Raw genomic sequence first — 16,052 nt, 5'->3', positions numbered from 1 at the left:
AAATTCACGGAGGAAATATGAGAGACATTACACCCGATATTTGTGACCAATTTGAAGACCAAGTGAGCTTGCTTACTTTACCATTGCAGAACTTTGGTCAACGTAGCGCTTTTTACGGTGAAATCGTTACGGTGCGCTGCTATCACGATAACTCGAAAGTGCGTGAAGTACTGGGCGAAGATGGAACGGGTAAAGTATTGATTGTTGACGGACATGGATCGTGTCAGAGAGCATTACTCGGCGATCAATTAGCGATACTCGGAATAGAAAATGGGTGGGAAGGCATCATTGTCTATGGTGCAATACGCGATGTAGCACAAATATCTCAAATGGACATTGGCGTTCAAGCTCTTGGCACCAACCCGTTTAAAACAGAGAAACGCGGGATAGGAGAGGTAAACGTAACCTTAACGATGCAAAACCAAATCGTTCAACCTAAGCACTACGTTTACGCGGACTGGAACGGTGTATTGATTTCTAAGCAAAAGCTGGACTTCTAAAAACGAAAGCCTAAACCAACCTCAAAGCCTTGTTGCCAATCTTGGTAATCAAGAGTCGCGTGAAGATCCAGTTTATCGGTAATTTTTACGCGACTTGAGACTTCAGCCGCGAGGCTACTGTCGTCTTGGCGAATACCTTCCACTGTTTCGTTCTTGTAAGAGCGAACTGTACTTTTCAGCGTGACACGATCATTAAAGTGATAGCTGATCCCGCTCAAAAAACCACTTTGATTTTGGGTAGGAGAGTTATTGACTCGCGCACCGACATAAACATCTACCGAATCAAAAAGCTCGTAAGCGTAACCCGTATCGATATTCCAAACATCAAAACTGTCAGACTGATAACTGTCGCTGGAAATGAATAGCTTATGAGGAGAAGGGGATGTTTTACCTGGAAGCGGCGGAAGTTCGTTTGCTAGACAAACACCAGGCACAAAAAACAGCAACAGAAAAAGCCCTCTTTTCATGTTCACCACTCCTTGTGTCAACTTTTTTATTAGTATGCGCCCAAAGCTTCTCACTATTAAAGCATAGAATATGAAAGCTAGCTCACCTATTTTCTAAATAATTCGATCCTATGAACATAAGTCACAGTTAAGTTGTTGTTATGTGTCACAACCCTCTCGAATTATTTGATCGTACGTTTTATGGCAAAGATTAGACTAGTTATTAGATAAAAAACCGAACTGGTGATGATAGTTAAGTCCTTTACAAAAACTAACTGTAGATTTCCAAATGATCAATAATGTGTAATTAACTATAAATATCAATGACATTGCTTAGCAGAAATCTCTGAAAGATGGAAAAACAAACAATTTTTTGTTGACTATGTATCAGAAACTCGGTAAACGTAGAGTTAAGCAAACACAATTAACGTTGAATATTTATTTATGCCATCTAACAGCCTAGTAGTAATGACCACGACCATTATTATTACCGACACGACACATGTTGGGGCAGGCTGCTGAGCGAAAGAAATTCACAAAAAAGGCCTGTATCCAACAAGATACAGGCCTTTTTTTATGCTTTTTTATCCAGAATTTAGACAAATTTAAGAAGATATACCGGAGGAAGGGATGCGAGTATTGAAGTTTGGCGGATCATCACTAGCTGATGCAGATCGCTTTTTGAGAGCGGCAGACATTATTGCCAATAACGCTCAACAAGAAGAAGTGGCGGTTGTTCTTTCCGCTCCTGGTAAAACAACAAACAAATTGGTTGCGGTAATTGAAGGCGCATTGCGCAATGGTGAAGCAGAACTACAAATCAAAGAGTTGGAGGAGTCGTTTAAAACGCTCTTCACTCAAGTCCAAGCAGTACTACCCAATATCGATGGTTCAGCTTTCGATAACCAAGTGAAAACTTCTCTCTCTCAATTACGCCAATTCGTTCATGGCATCAATCTTCTTGGCATGTGCCCAAACAATGTTAATGCACGTATTATTAGCAAAGGCGAACGCGTTTCGATTCAATTGATGAAAGCGGTGTTAGAAGCCAAAGGCCAGCCTGCACATCTTATCGACCCAGTTGAATACCTATACGCAAAAGGTGATCACCTTGAAGCCATGGTCGATGTTGAAGTTTCGACTCAGAACTTCCGCCAGAATCCTCTTCCTCAAGGTCATGTGAACATCATGCCTGGCTTTACCGCAGGTAACGAGAAAGGTGAATTGGTAACACTTGGTCGCAATGGCTCTGATTATTCGGCGGCGGTTCTTGCGGCGTGTCTGCGCGCAGATTGCTGTGAGATCTGGACAGACGTAGATGGTGTGTACAACTGTGACCCTCGCTTAGTCGAAGATGCTCGCCTACTTAAATCTCTTAGCTATCAAGAAGCGATGGAGCTTTCTTACTTCGGTGCTTCCGTTCTGCACCCGAAAACCATCGCCCCAATCGCACAGTTCCACATCCCATGTCTGATCAAAAACAGCTTTAACCCACAAGGTGCAGGAACTTTGATTGGGCAAGACACTGGTGAAGACAATCTGGCGATCAAAGGTATCACGACGCTAAACGACCTAACTATGGTTAACGTCTCCGGCCCAGGTATGAAGGGTATGGTTGGCATGGCAAGCCGCGTATTTGGCGCAATGTCTTCCGCTGGTGTGTCTATTGTTCTTATTACTCAGTCTTCTTCTGAGTACAGCATTAGCTTCTGTATTGAGGCAGAAGATAAAGCAAAAGCGCAACAAGTACTGGCCGATGCGTTTGAGTTGGAACTGAAAGATAGCTTATTAGAGCCGGTCGAGTTTATTGATAATGTTTCAATCATAACGTTGGTTGGTGACGGCATGCGTACATCGCGCGGTGTTGCATCTCGCTTCTTCTCATCTCTTGCTGAAGTGAACGTAAACATTGTAGCCATCGCACAGGGCTCATCTGAGCGTGCTATCTCAGCCGTGATTCCTGAAGATAAAATCTCTGAAGCGATCAAAGCGTGTCACGAAAACCTATTCAACTCTAAGCACTTCTTAGACGTATTCGTGGTTGGTATTGGTGGCGTTGGTGGTGAGCTGGTGGATCAGATCGAGCGTCAACAGGCGAAGCTTGCGGAAAAAGGCATCGTTATTCGCGTGTGTGGCTTGGCAAACAGCAAAGGTCTTCTGCTTGATAGTGAAGGTCTGCCACTCGATCATTGGCGTGATCGTATGTCGGCAGCGACAGAAGAGTTCAGCCTAGCGCGTTTGATTTCTTTGGTTCAACGTAACCACATCATCAACCCAGTATTGGTTGACTGTACATCAAGTGAAGATATTGCGAATCAATACGCTGATTTCCTAGCTGCTGGTTTCCATGTCGTTACACCAAATAAAAAAGCAAATACAGCAAGCATGGCTTACTACCATCAGCTTCGCGATGTTGCGCGCAGCTCTCGTCGCAAGCTGATGTACGAAACAACTGTGGGGGCGGGTTTACCGGTAATCGAAAACTTGCAAAACCTAATCTCAGCGGGTGATGAGCTAGAGCGCTTCAGCGGTATTCTTTCTGGCTCTCTGTCATACATCTTCGGTAAGTTAGATGAAGGTATGAGCCTAAGTGAAGCTACTAATATCGCAAAAGAAAATGGTTTTACTGAACCGGATCCTCGTGATGATCTTTCTGGTATGGATGTCGCGCGTAAGCTTCTGATCCTAGCTCGTGAAGCAGGCATGTCTCTAGAACTAGAAGACGTTGTGGTTGATCAAGCACTGCCACCAGGTTTTGATGATTCTGGTAGCGTTGATGAATTTATGGCGCGTTTACCTGAAGCAGACGCTTACTTTAAAGAATTATCTGCAAAGGCAGCGGAAGAAGGCAAAGTACTGCGCTACGTTGGTGAGATTAATGAGGGCAAGTGCACAGTAAGCATCGCAGCGGTGGATGAAAACGATCCAATGTATAAAATCAAGGACGGTGAAAACGCACTGGCATTTTACAGCCGTTACTATCAGCCAATCCCACTAGTGTTACGTGGCTATGGTGCAGGCACCGAAGTAACGGCTGCGGGTGTATTTTCTGACGTGATGCGTACTTTAGGTTGGAAACTAGGGGTATAACAATAATGAGTTCAAGTGATATGGATGTAGTGGTTTATGCCCCAGCATCAATTGGTAATGTAAGCGTTGGCTTTGATGTGCTGGGGGCTGCCGTGTCTCCAGTGGATGGCACACTATTGGGTGACCGTGTATTGGTGAAATCTGGGGCTGATCCGTTCAGCCTTAAAACGGCGGGTGATTTTGTTGAGAAATTGCCAACTGAACCAAAAGAGAACATCGTCTACGACTGTTGGCTCGTGTTTGCTCGTGAGTTAGACAAAAAAGGCGTTGAGCTAAAACCACTTGAGATGACGCTAGAAAAGAACATGCCAATTGGCTCTGGTTTAGGCTCAAGTGCATGTTCTATCGTTGCTGCATTAGATGCATTGAACCGATTCCATGGACAGCCACTTAACGAGACAGAATTACTAGCGCTGATGGGAGAGATGGAAGGCAAGATCTCTGGTGGTATTCACTACGACAACGTTGCACCGTGTTACCTTGGTGGTGTCCAGTTGATGCTTGAAGAGTTGGGTATCATCAGTCAAGAAGTGCCTTGTTTTGATGATTGGTACTGGGTGATGGCGTATCCGGGTATCAAGGTATCAACGGCGGAAGCGCGTGAGATCCTACCATCTCAATACCGCCGACAAGATATCATTGCTCATGGTCGTCACCTTGCGGGCTTTATTCATGCGTGTCATTCTGGTCAGCCAGAACTTGCTGCAAAAATGATCAAAGACGTGATCGCAGAACCGTATCGTGAGAAACTGCTTCCAGGTTTTGCGAATGCACGTCAATACGCAGCGTCTGCGGGTGCATTGGCAACCGGTATTTCTGGCAGTGGTCCGACACTGTTCAGTATTTGCAAAGAGAAAGATGTCGCTGAGCGAGTTGCTCGCTGGTTAGAACAAAACTACGTACAAAACGAAGAAGGATTCGTCCACGTTTGTCGTCTAGATAAGCAGGGTTCGAAAGTAACAGGAAGTGAGCTATGAAGCTTTACAATATAAAAGAAAATGATGAACAAGTTTCCTTTGGCCAAGCCGTTCGCCAAGGGTTAGGCCGTAACCAAGGTCTATTTTTCCCATCGGAATTACCAAAATTTGAAGATATCGATGCGCTGCTTGCAGAAGACTTTGTCTCTCGTAGCACTAAGATTTTATCGGCGTTAATTGGAGATGAACTTACAGAGGAGCAAGTGAATGCTCTTGTTGATGCTGCATTCCAATTCCCTGCGCCAATTAATCAGGTCAAAGACGGTGTTTACGCTCTGGAACTGTTCCATGGTCCAACGCTTGCATTTAAAGACTTTGGTGGTCGCTTTATGGCGCAATCTCTTGCTGCGGTTTCGGACGGCGGCAAGATCACTATTCTGACTGCAACTTCCGGCGATACTGGCGCAGCCGTTGCGCATGCTTTCTACGGTATGGAAGACATCAACGTTGTGATTCTTTACCCGAAAGGTAAGATCAGCCCACTGCAAGAGAAGCTATTCTGTACGCTTGGTAAGAACATCCATACTGTCGCGATCGATGGAGACTTCGATGCGTGTCAGGCACTGGTTAAGCAAGCTTTTGATGATTCTGCACTGCGTGAAGAGATCGGTCTGAACTCTGCAAACTCAATCAACATCAGCCGTTTGATGGCGCAAATCTGTTACTACTTTGAAGCAGCTGCGCAAATGAGCAAGCAAGAGCGTGAAAACCTAGTGGTATCAGTACCAAGCGGTAACTTCGGTAACCTAACTGCTGGTCTATTGGCAAAAGCGTTGGGCTTGCCTATCAAACGCTTTATCGCTGCAACTAATGCCAATGACACGGTTCCTCGCTACCTAGAAACAGGTAAGTGGGAGCCAAAACCAACAGTCGCAACAACATCGAACGCGATGGACGTGAGCCAACCAAACAACTGGCCTCGTATTGAAGAGCTGTGCCGCGTGAAAGAGTGGGGCTTGGAGACGTTAGGTAAAGGCGCAGTATCTGATGAGCAAAGCGCACAGTCAGTGAAAGATTTACATGCTCTAGGCTACCTATGCGAACCGCATGGTGCGATTGCTTACCGAGTGCTTGAAGAACAATTGCAAGACGGTGAAACCGGTCTGTTCCTATGTACTGCTCACCCTGCGAAGTTCAAAGAAGTCGTGGATGATATTCTAGAATCCGATATCGAGCTTCCTGCGCCACTAGCGAAGCACGCTGCGATGGAGCTGCTATCGGAAGAGCTCGACGCAGACTTTGACGCATTGAAACAAGTACTGCGCCGCGTGCAGTAAGTATCAAAAACAGAAATAACGAGAGGTGAATGAGTAATCATTCACCTTTTTTATTGTCGGTAAGTTTTGACTCTCTTTATGATTGAGAAACGAACTTAACTAAATGAGATGGAAAGAGAAGCATGCATTTTTTGATTTTTCTTGGCTCAGTGAGAGACAGCACTCCACCACGACCAGCCCGTTTAGGAATGCGAGTCAGTAAAGCGTGTGAAAAACTCATCGCGAGTCAACATTCGCAACATACGGTCGAAATCATCGACCCTTTGAATTACGACTTTGGTGATGTGTTTAAGCCCGAGTTTGCTTATCACCGCTCTAAAGTTCCGCAGCACCTAAGTGAGCTAGCAGACAAAATCAAACATGCGGATGGGTATGTGATGGTTAGCCCGGAATATAACCATTCGATGAGTCCTGCTTTGGCGAACATGCTTAACCATTTCGGCAGTTCGCTGTTTTCTTACAAGCCGAGTGCTATCGTGACCTATTCTGCCGGACAATGGGGTGGTGTTAGAGCTGCCGTTTCTATGCGTACCTTCTTATCTGAACTTGGATGTCTACCTGTCTCTGCGATGATCCACATTCCGAAAGCGCAAGAAGTCTTTGATGAACAGGGCGTTGCTGCGGATGAGTCGGAGCAGACGCAGTGGGACAACTATATGAATCGCACTATGCATCAATTGATTTGGTGGGCAGAAGGGGCGTCACTGCAAAGAGATAGGCTTGATCCAACCTCTGTAGCGCAAGCGTTTCAGAAAGATCCTTCGCAAAGAAATGCACCTTAGAGGCGAGTTGCTTTCCATTATAGAAAGGGGTTAGAAGGATTCTGAAACAAAAAAGCTTGGTCATTGCTGACCAAGCTTTTTAAATTCTAGCGAGCTAGTTTACTGAGAGATTATAGAGTCTCAGTAAAAGTACGAGCGATTACATCACGTTGTTGCTCTGGAGTTAGCGAGTTAAAACGTACTGCGTAACCAGAAACACGAATAGTTAGTTGTGGGTATTTCTCTGGGTGTGCAACTGCATCTTCTAGTGTTTCGCGTTTAAGCACGTTCACGTTTAGGTGTTGGCCGCCTTCGATACGAGGAGCAGTTTCGATTGCAACTTCACGGCTTTCGTATTCACCTAGGTCGCTGATTGCGATAACTTGGTCTGCTTCGTAGCCAGCAGTTGCAGCAACACAACGAGCTTCATTTTTTTCGCTATCTAATAGCCAGATAGAGTTTAGTAGGTCGTCGTTTGCCGCTTTTGTAATTTGGATACCTTGGATCATCACTATCTCCTAGACCACTTACGTGGTGATTATTGGTGTTAATTTTCGAATTTTCGTTGAGCTGAGTATTATATAGCTAATATCCACTATTTTAATATTGATTTAAGTCAAAAAACAACCAAAAACATTATTTTTATTAAGGTAATTTTATTGAGTTAAATCAATAAAACCTTTGAAAACAAACTAATTACAATTTATTTGATAATATAAAAAATATTTAATAACTGGTTTTGTTGTAAATTTACTACAAATTGAGATTAAAATTTAAACTGGTTAACGCAACTATCTGTATTTAGGTAGCAATACTGAAAGTCTAAAGTGATTAAATGACAAACATGAAAAACAAGCTTGGGAATAAACTCATTGGTGCACATGTCTCTGCTGCTGGTGGGGTCGATCAAGCTCCGTTGAGAGCTCGTGAAATTGGCGCGAATGCATTCGCACTATTTACAAAAAACCAACGCCAGTGGGCGGCGAAGCCTTTAGAATCAAAAACCATCAGTGCGTTTAAAGCGAACTGTAAAATGCTGGGTTTCGGAGCAGAACATATTCTTCCCCATGATTCTTATCTGATTAACTTGGGTGCGCCGGAAGAAGAAAAGCTGAATAAATCCCGCGCGGCATTTATTGATGAAATGGAGCGTTGTAATCAGTTGGGGCTGACTTTGCTTAACTTCCATCCGGGTAGTCACCTAAAGAAAGTCTCTGAACAGGAGTGCCTCGCGACGATCGCCGAGTCGATCAATCTTGCGCATAAAGCGGTGCCGAATGTGATCGCTGTTATCGAGAATACGGCAGGTCAAGGCACTAACTTAGGCTGGAAGTTTGAGCACCTTGTTGAAATCATCGAGCAAGTGGAAGATAAAGATCGTGTCGGCGTTTGTATTGATACCTGCCATACCTTTACGGCTGGTTATGACTTACGTACAAAAGAAGATTGCAAGCGCACCTTTGCAGAGTTCGACCGTATAGTAGGTATGCACTATTTAAGAGCAATGCATCTAAATGATTCAAAAGTAGAGTTTGCCAGCAAAGTAGATCGCCACCATTCTCTTGGTAAAGGAGAGATCGGGTGGGATTGCTTTGAGTACATCGCGAAAGACCCTCGTTTTGATGGTATCCCTCTGATTTTAGAAACAATTGATCCAGATATTTGGCAGCGAGAGATCAACACGTTGCGTCAATTCCATTTAGCGGCCATTGACAGTTAATGGCGTAACCACAAAGTTGGCACCTTTCTTTCTTAGTCATTGAACATCAATCTCTGAATTAGCAAAGAAGGATGCCAACATGTCTCGACCACTCTCTTTTACTCCTTATGCTTACACTCGTCGCGTGCTTCGCTTACCGATGCCTAATCGTCACATTACCGGACAGGGGCATTTTCGAACGCCACAGAAGCATTAGTCTTTTATTACTTGTCTCAAGTTCGTGGTAAGTTTTTGTTTGTTTGAGTTTCGCTCGTTAGAATAGAAGCAAAATTTAGGACAGGAACTTTCCATGAATCAGTCACCCACTTGGCACGATGTGATCGGCGAAGAGAAAAAGCAGAGCTACTTTGTAGACACCTTGAATTTTGTTGAAGCCGAACGCGCCGCAGGCAAAGCTATTTTTCCTCCCGCAAAAGATGTCTTTAACGCGTTTCGTTTTACCGAGTTCAAAGACGTTAAGGTCGTGATTCTAGGACAAGACCCATACCACGGCCCAAATCAGGCGCATGGCCTGTGTTTCTCTGTACTGCCTGGCATTAAAACGCCACCGTCACTGGTTAATATGTATAAAGAGCTGGCGCAAGATATTGAAGGTTTCCAAATCCCTCAACATGGTTTTTTGCAAAGCTGGGCTGAACAAGGCGTATTGTTACTCAATACGGTATTAACGGTGGAGCAAGGTAAAGCGCATTCACATTCAAAGACAGGTTGGGAAACGTTTACTGACCGAGTGATTGAAGCCATTAATCAGCATCAAGAAGGTGTAGTGTTCTTGCTGTGGGGGTCACACGCGCAGAAGAAAGGGCGCTTTATCGATCGCAACAAGCACCATGTGTTAGCTGCCCCACACCCATCGCCACTTTCTGCACATCGAGGCTTTTTCGGTTGTAAGCATTTCTCTCAAGCAAACCAGTTGCTTACATCACAAGAAAAAGCACCAATTAACTGGCATTTGCCATTAACGGTATAAATGAAGAGACAGCGATCATGGGTGGTATGATCGCTGTTTTTTTGAGCACGCTCGAGGCTGATAGTAAATTTCTCATGTACACTTACTAAAAGTAGGTGTTAAGGAGAGACGCTATGATGATCGAAAGAATTCGACGCGAACATGGTTATATGGTTCGTCTGTTGGCGATACTGCGCCATAAGCTTAATGAGATAAAAAAAGAACGTGTAATCAACTATGCGTTAGTAAGCGAGATTGTTGATTACCTCTCTAATCATTCGGAGAAAGTACACCACCCGAAAGAAGATATCCTCTATCACCACTTTCTTGAACACTATGGTAAGCAACAAACCATGGAAAATTTAGAGAAAGAACATCTAGAGTTAGCGAGTAAAACCAGAGAGTTTTCATCCGTGATAGAGATGATCCTTCAGGATGCTGTTGTGCCACAAGACATGTTTGTCGCTCACCTAGAAGATTTCATAGAATCGCAAAGGCACCACTTGGAGCTAGAAGAGCGAAAAATTTTGCCTCTCATTGAAGAGTTATTTACCACAGAAGATTGGCAGCATGTCGAGAGCTTATGGAGCGTCAGTGAGGATGATCCTGTGTTTGGTGACACGATTGCTGATCGTTATAAGCAGTTGGCCGAACGTGTTCGTCAAAGTGATACTGAGTATGTTTAAGCCTGAGTGATGAAACCTGAGCGAGCGAAAGCCGTCTCTCGGGTTTGTGAGATACATTTCTTATTTATTGGGAATCAACCGAAAATTTAGTGTGCATATTTCTCGGCAAAAAGTACGGAAGATTCTCATTGAGTAATAATGGTATTCATACTTAAACCTTGGTACATAAACTCACGGTGTTTACGGTCACTGTAAACAAAAAACAAAAGGCACCTGTAAGGTGCCTTTTGTTTGAATTAGAGTTTAATGTCTTCCAAGTTATAATCGGTACAAACATCAAGTTCGCGCAGCTCTTTAAGCAAATTGCGTCTGTCGTTCATCTCTTCTATTTCACGCCACTTTCGCTTTACTGGTTTGGCACGAGATTTGGTTGTTGAGGTAGTATCCAGATTAAAAATGTCATCTAGTTGAAAGCCTTCCATAAGCCACCTTTACCTTTCTTAAGCTAAACTGTTGTAACCAGTCCTTGTGGAGTTTTTTTTAGTACCACAATAGCCGTGAGAATAACCATGATATATTTCGCATTTGTGTCGGTAGCATGACATTTTCGTGCAAAAATATTCTCAAAATCACACTTTTTATTGCAACGATGTGGATAAAAAATGCACAAACGATCTCAAAAAAACGTTTAAATAGAGAGATTTTCTATGTTAATTCGATTTGATGAATGGGTGCACTGCGCAAAGGTTAAAGTTGCATAAAATCAGTTTGATGAAATAGTGTTCAATTAGATGGTAAGTCACTAGCGTAAATTTATGTAACACCTTGTGAATACTAGCTTGTTCTTGTTTATACGGTTTACCATTCCATTTAATGAAGAATAATTATTTATGTTGGTGTTTGGTAATTGAAATGTTGCGCAGTTTGAGTGTTAAGTCTTCTATTTATGTTATTTTTTGGTGACTTTATAGTGAAAAATAACAATGTTATTCTTGTTGTTGCATATTGATTTTTGCGCTCCTAGGTTGCATTATCCGCCCGTCAAAAAATACGCTGGTACGTAAAATGGATGCATGAAGCGACGTTTACGATTCTAGATTGCCCATAAACATTACTTAAAAAGCTAAGCACACTTTGACACTTAGCAGGCAATTTGGTGGATGGCTAGGACGCATAGACTGGCGCAACTCACTTTGAGGTACACATGACAGACTTAATCAATTTGATGAACGATCTCCTCTGGGGCTCGATTCTGGTTTATCTTCTTGTTGGTGTTGGTATTTACTTCACCGTTCGATTAGGGTTCATTCAGTTCCGCCATTTCGGCCACATGTTCTCTGTTCTTAAGAACAGCCGTAAAGCAGACAAAGCTGGTATTTCCTCTTTCCAAGCGCTTTGTACTAGTCTTGCTGCACGTGTTGGTACAGGTAACATGGCGGGCGTTGCAGTTGCATTGACTGCGGGTGGTCCTGGTGCGATCTTCTGGATGTGGCTGATTGCAATGCTTGGTATGGCAACATCGTTTGCTGAGAGCACACTGGCGCAGTTATACAAAACCAAAGATGATGATGGCAACTACCGTGGTGGCCCTGCCTACTACATGGAAAAAGGCCTGGGCATGCGTTGGATGGGCGTGTTGTTCTCAGTTTTCCTAATCATCGCTTTTGGTTTGGTATTCAACGCCGTACAAGCTAACTCAATTGCCAATGCAATGAGCAACGCATTTGGTTGGAATAACCTGTATGTCGGTATTGCCGTTGTTTTACTGTCTGCAATTGTTATTTTCGGTGGCATCAAGCGTATCGCAAGAGTTGCTGAGATGATCGTTCCGATCATGGCACTACTTTATCTAGCCCTAGCGCTGTTCATCATGTTCTCTAACCTAGAGAAATTACCTGATGTATTGATGCTTATCTTTAAGAGTGCATTTGGTCTGCAAGAAGCAGCAGCAGGTGGTCTTGGCTACGCAATTGCACAGGCAATGATTAACGGTATCAAGCGCGGTCTATTCTCGAATGAAGCAGGTATGGGTTCTGCACCTAACGCGGCAGCTTCAGCAACACCTTACCCACCACACCCAGCGTCTCAAGGTTACGTACAGATGCTAGGCGTGTTCATGGATACGATCGTTATCTGTTCTGCAACAGTGGCTATCATCCTGATGTCTGGTGAGTATGTCGGTCAAGCAACAGAAGTGACGGGTATCGAGCTAACTCAGCGTGCATTGAGCTCACAAGTTGGCGATTGGGGCGGCATCTTTGTTGCTGTGGCAATCTTCTTCTTTGCGTTTACTTCAATCATTGCAAACTACTCGTATGCTGAAACGAACTTAATCTTCCTAGAGCACAATCATAAAGCGGGCTTAAGCATTTTCCGCGTTATTGTTCTTGGTATGGTGATGTTTGGTGCACTAGCTTCGTTACCAGTCGTATGGTCGCTTGCTGATGTCTCTATGGGTCTGATGGCGATAGTCAACTTGGTGGCGATCATCTTGCTATCTGGCATCGTGATTAAACTGGCCAAAGATTACAACCGCCAGCTTGGTGAAGGCAAAGTGCCAACATTTGATGCGAATGATTTCCCAGAGCTGAAATCTCAGCTTGAAGAAGGCATTTGGTACAACGATAAAAAAGACTAAGTGAGCTATCACTCATAGTTGAAAGCTATTAGTACGATGTAAAAAGCCATGCAGACAATGCATGGCTTTTTTTGTACCCTATTAAAAACAAAATTAGAGAAGGGAAAGTCATGCTTATCGTAGTTTCTCCAGCGAAGACTCTTGATTACGAGTCTCCGTTAGCGACAGAAAAATTTACTCAACCTGAGTTGGTCGAATACTCAAAAGAGCTTATCGATGTTTGCCGCAAACTGACTCCTGCTGATGTTGCCTCTTTAATGAAAGTGAGCGACAAGATTGCCGATTTAAATGTGGGTCGATTCCAAGAGTGGAGTGAAACGTTTACCACTGAAAACTCACGACAAGCCATTCTTGCATTTAAAGGTGACGTTTACACAGGGCTAGACGCCGAAAGTTTATCTGAAGCGGACTTCGAATATGCTCAAGATCATCTGCGTATGCTATCGGGTCTTTATGGTTTACTAAAACCACTTGATTTGATGCAGCCATACCGTCTTGAAATGGGTACCAAGCTTGCAAACGACAAAGGTACGAACTTGTACCAGTTTTGGGGCAATGTTATTACGGACAAGCTTAACGAAGCGATTTCTGCTCAAGGTGATAATGTCCTTATCAACCTTGCATCAAATGAATACTTTAAAGCGGTTAAGCCAAAGAATTTAGATGCGCAAGTGATCACGCCAGTTTTCAAAGATTGTAAGAATGGTCAATACAAGGTCATCAGTTTTTACGCGAAGAAAGCGCGCGGTATGATGGCGCGTTACATCATTGAAAACCGTGTTGAGAGCGTGGCAGACCTGACTAAGTTTGATACGGCGGGTTACTACTTTGTGGAAGATGAATCGACGCCAACAGAGTTAGTATTTAAACGCGAAGAGCAAAAATAAAGCTGATTGAGACGTAGTCTACGTTAATCTCTATCAGCACAAACGAAAAAGGGTTGGCATTGCCAACCCTTTGTTATTTTTTAGCTTGAGCTACTTCGCCCCAACAAGGTTACTTCTTCTTAGCGGTTTTCTTTTTCGCTACTTTTTTCTTGTCGTCTTTTTTCTTTTTCTTCTTAAACACAGGCTTTTTGTGTTTAGGACGCATCTCTTTCACGAAACGCTCTTTGATGTCTTCCTTCACGTAGCGCGCAACGCGATCCATCATTGGTTGGTCGTGTGCTTCTACGATTGAGATAGCGTTACCTTTTTTACCCGCGCGAGCCGTACGGCCGATACGGTGAAGGTAAACATCAGCCGTGCGCGGCATGTCGTAGTTGATAACGTGTGATACATCCGGAAGATCGATACCACGCGCAGCAACGTCCGTCGCGAGCAGCACGTTCACAGTTCCATCGCGGAAGCGAGAAATTGCATTGTTACGACGATCTTGCGGCATTTCACCTTGAATCCAAGAACATGGAATCTGTGCACTTTCAAGCTGCGCTCGTAGCTCAGCCAAACGCTCACGAGTCTTTAAAAAGACGATAGTGCGCTCAGCTTGCTGAGTAATAATGTGTTTTAGTAATTCTAGTTTGTGTTCAGCATCATCAGCTCGGTGATACCACTGAGCAATTTTCTTACGCTCACGCAAAGGTGATTTTGCATCGATCTCTGCTGGATCATTCAACAGATCAGCGGTAAAGCCTTCTACGCCTTTCCCTTCTAACGTTGCTGAGAACAGAAGGGTTTGCTTACGCCAGCGACATTCGTTAGATAGGCGATCGACAGTAGGAGCAAAACCCATATCTAGCATACGGTCTGCTTCATCAAGGATTAACCATTCGATTGCACGACAATCAAAACGTTCTGCATCAATGTATTCTTTTAAACGGCCAGGTGTCGCAACCACAATGTCTTGTGTTGTTGCAAGGATGTCGGCGTGCTCTTGGTACTGAACACCACCAGTGATGGTGAAAATGTTGAGTTTGGTATTTTTTGCCAAAGCACGTGCTTGATCGGCAATTTGCATCGCCAGTTCGCGAGTAGGCGTTAGGATCAAAATACGCGCAGGCCCAGGCTTACGACGAGGGAAGTCTTGCAAGTATTGCAATGCTGGCAGGACGAAGGCGGCCGTTTTACCAGTTCCTGTTGGCGCTGACGCTAGAATGTCACGACCGTCCAACGCTTGTGGAATCGCTTCTGCCTGAATTTTTGTTGGGCGTTCGTAACCCATCTCTTCAATGGCTTCAAGTAGGTTTTGGTCTAGATCAAGTTCAGCAAAGGTTCTGATCACAATGAGTTCTCCACAAGCAAAGCTTGGTTAATGGTTCGCCACAACAGCATAGAATACAAAAAGGTCGCACATTATAAAGTGATTGGTGATAAGGATCACATGTTATTTCACATCTTAAGATAAAACTCGCGAGTTAACTGGATGAAATCATCACTATAGCGGTCATTTGAACGGATAATTAAATGTGACGTTTGCGAATCGCAAGGTCGTTTTGACAGTTCAAATAACAATCGGTGTACTGGTTTCTTTTCTGATGGTTGCACACGACAGATCCTCGATAGATACCAACCTTGGTTTAATGCTAGCTCAATGAACTGCTCGCCTTCGGTGATTGGCAACACAAAACTAGCTCTCCCTTCGTCATCAAGCAAATGATAGCAACGCTGTAGCAATGCGTTATGGCCTAGCGTATCAGTGTGCCTCGCGGTTGCACGTTGACTGTGTTTCGATTGCTCGCCGCTGTTGAAGTAGGGCGGGTTACAAATGATGCGTTGGAATGGATGTGTCGGCGTAAAGTGCAGTATGTCGGTGTGATGCACACTTACACGATCTGACCAAGGAGACTGGGCCATATTTTTTTGCGCGGCAGCAACGGCTGTTAATTCGATATCGACCGCGGTTATTTGAGCTTCTGTAAAGCGTTGAGCACACATCAGGGCAAGCAGGCCAGTGCCAGTGCCAATATCGAGAATTTTAGCGTCGTTAGGGCTTTGAATCCAAGCACCAAGCATTACCCCATCTGTGCTGACTGGCATACCACTCTCGCCGCCCTCAATACAAAATTGCTTAAAATTGAAGCCTTTAGTTTTCAGTTTTTTGTTCTTCATGATTGTTTTATATTTGCTCAA

Annotated in this window: 16 protein-coding genes and 1 other annotated feature; of the genes, 11 read left to right on the top strand and 5 right to left on the bottom strand. The window is 44.0% G+C overall.

The genetic code is table 11. The annotated features are described in order from the left end of the window. The first annotated feature begins 17 nt into the window (after window positions 1-17). Complete coding sequence (locus R7P69_RS14190) at window positions 18-500, top strand: putative 4-hydroxy-4-methyl-2-oxoglutarate aldolase (protein ID WP_005381822.1); 483 nt, start codon at window positions 18-20, stop codon at window positions 498-500. Here the strand turns inward: R7P69_RS14190 and R7P69_RS14185 are convergent. Then, entirely contained in the window at window positions 497-967 is a 471-nt protein-coding gene (locus R7P69_RS14185; protein ID WP_017633634.1) for a hypothetical protein, read from the bottom strand. The genes R7P69_RS14190 and R7P69_RS14185 overlap by 4 nt on opposite strands. 423 nt (window positions 968-1,390) lie before the next feature. On the opposite strand from R7P69_RS14185, the gene thrL reads away from it, so the two are divergent. From thrL to R7P69_RS14160, 5 genes are all read left to right on the top strand, one after another. After that, window positions 1,391-1,468: a thr operon leader peptide gene (gene thrL, locus R7P69_RS14180; protein WP_074192076.1), complete on the top strand. Its 78-nt coding sequence runs from the start codon at window positions 1,391-1,393 to the stop codon at window positions 1,466-1,468. After that, window positions 1,404-1,523: a sequence feature (Thr leader region), on the top strand. It overlaps the preceding gene by 65 nt. A 53-nt stretch (window positions 1,524-1,576) precedes the next feature. Next, a complete protein-coding gene (thrA, locus tag R7P69_RS14175) occupies window positions 1,577-4,036 on the top strand; it encodes a bifunctional aspartate kinase/homoserine dehydrogenase I (RefSeq protein WP_017821509.1) in 2,460 nt (819 codons plus the stop codon). 20 nt (window positions 4,037-4,056) lie between these two features. Further along, window positions 4,057-5,013, top strand: a complete 957-nt coding sequence (gene thrB / locus R7P69_RS14170; protein WP_017635074.1) for a homoserine kinase — start codon at window positions 4,057-4,059, stop codon at window positions 5,011-5,013. Continuing rightward, complete coding sequence (gene thrC, locus R7P69_RS14165) at window positions 5,010-6,290, top strand: threonine synthase (RefSeq protein WP_005381818.1); 1,281 nt, start codon at window positions 5,010-5,012, stop codon at window positions 6,288-6,290. Before thrB ends, thrC begins: the two co-directional genes overlap by 4 nt. Before the next feature lie 122 nt (window positions 6,291-6,412). Further along, window positions 6,413-7,072, top strand: coding sequence for an NADPH-dependent FMN reductase (locus tag R7P69_RS14160; protein WP_017635073.1), 660 nt, complete (start codon window positions 6,413-6,415; stop codon window positions 7,070-7,072). A 110-nt stretch (window positions 7,073-7,182) separates the two neighbouring features. On the opposite strand, the gene grcA is transcribed toward R7P69_RS14160, so the two are convergent. Further along, entirely contained in the window at window positions 7,183-7,560 is a 378-nt protein-coding gene (gene grcA / locus R7P69_RS14155) for an autonomous glycyl radical cofactor GrcA (protein WP_005381814.1), read from the bottom strand. Window positions 7,561-7,886: 326 nt separating this feature from the next. Between grcA and nfo the strand changes: the two genes are divergently transcribed. The 3 genes from nfo to R7P69_RS14140 all read left to right on the top strand — a co-directional run bounded on the left by nfo (window position 7,887) and on the right by R7P69_RS14140 (window position 10,406). Beyond that, complete coding sequence (nfo, locus tag R7P69_RS14150) at window positions 7,887-8,771, top strand: deoxyribonuclease IV (protein WP_017635072.1); 885 nt, start codon at window positions 7,887-7,889, stop codon at window positions 8,769-8,771. Window positions 8,772-9,060: 289 nt separating this feature from the next. Then, a complete protein-coding gene (gene ung / locus R7P69_RS14145; RefSeq protein WP_005382846.1) occupies window positions 9,061-9,741 on the top strand; it encodes a uracil-DNA glycosylase in 681 nt (226 codons plus the stop codon). A gap of 113 nt (window positions 9,742-9,854) precedes the next feature. Further along, complete coding sequence (locus R7P69_RS14140; protein WP_005381807.1) at window positions 9,855-10,406, top strand: hemerythrin domain-containing protein; 552 nt, start codon at window positions 9,855-9,857, stop codon at window positions 10,404-10,406. A 236-nt stretch (window positions 10,407-10,642) separates the two neighbouring features. On the opposite strand, the gene R7P69_RS14135 is transcribed toward R7P69_RS14140, so the two are convergent. After that, complete coding sequence (locus R7P69_RS14135) at window positions 10,643-10,828, bottom strand: DUF3545 family protein (protein WP_005381805.1); 186 nt, start codon at window positions 10,826-10,828, stop codon at window positions 10,643-10,645. Window positions 10,829-11,550: 722 nt separating this feature from the next. Here R7P69_RS14135 and R7P69_RS14130 point away from each other — a divergent pair. Further along, complete coding sequence (locus tag R7P69_RS14130) at window positions 11,551-12,984, top strand: alanine/glycine:cation symporter family protein (RefSeq protein WP_005381800.1); 1,434 nt, start codon at window positions 11,551-11,553, stop codon at window positions 12,982-12,984. A gap of 110 nt (window positions 12,985-13,094) precedes the next feature. Next, on the top strand, window positions 13,095-13,871 hold the full coding sequence (gene yaaA / locus R7P69_RS14125; protein WP_005382848.1) for a peroxide stress protein YaaA: 777 nt from the start codon (window positions 13,095-13,097) through the stop codon (window positions 13,869-13,871). A gap of 109 nt (window positions 13,872-13,980) precedes the next feature. On the opposite strand, the gene srmB is transcribed toward yaaA, so the two are convergent. Then, complete coding sequence (gene srmB, locus R7P69_RS14120) at window positions 13,981-15,204, bottom strand: ATP-dependent RNA helicase SrmB (protein ID WP_005381797.1); 1,224 nt, start codon at window positions 15,202-15,204, stop codon at window positions 13,981-13,983. Window positions 15,205-15,311: 107 nt separating this feature from the next. After that, window positions 15,312-16,031, bottom strand: a complete 720-nt coding sequence (locus tag R7P69_RS14115) for a tRNA1(Val) (adenine(37)-N6)-methyltransferase (protein ID WP_086046534.1) — start codon at window positions 16,029-16,031, stop codon at window positions 15,312-15,314. Window positions 16,032-16,052: the final 21 nt, after the last annotated feature.

It is taken from the genome of Vibrio sp. 661, assembly GCF_033339315.1.
In the GTDB taxonomy this organism is placed as follows: domain Bacteria; phylum Pseudomonadota; class Gammaproteobacteria; order Enterobacterales; family Vibrionaceae; genus Vibrio; species Vibrio alginolyticus.
Note: the sequence above shows the minus strand (reverse complement) of the source record. Positions and strands in the feature narration are given on the sequence as shown.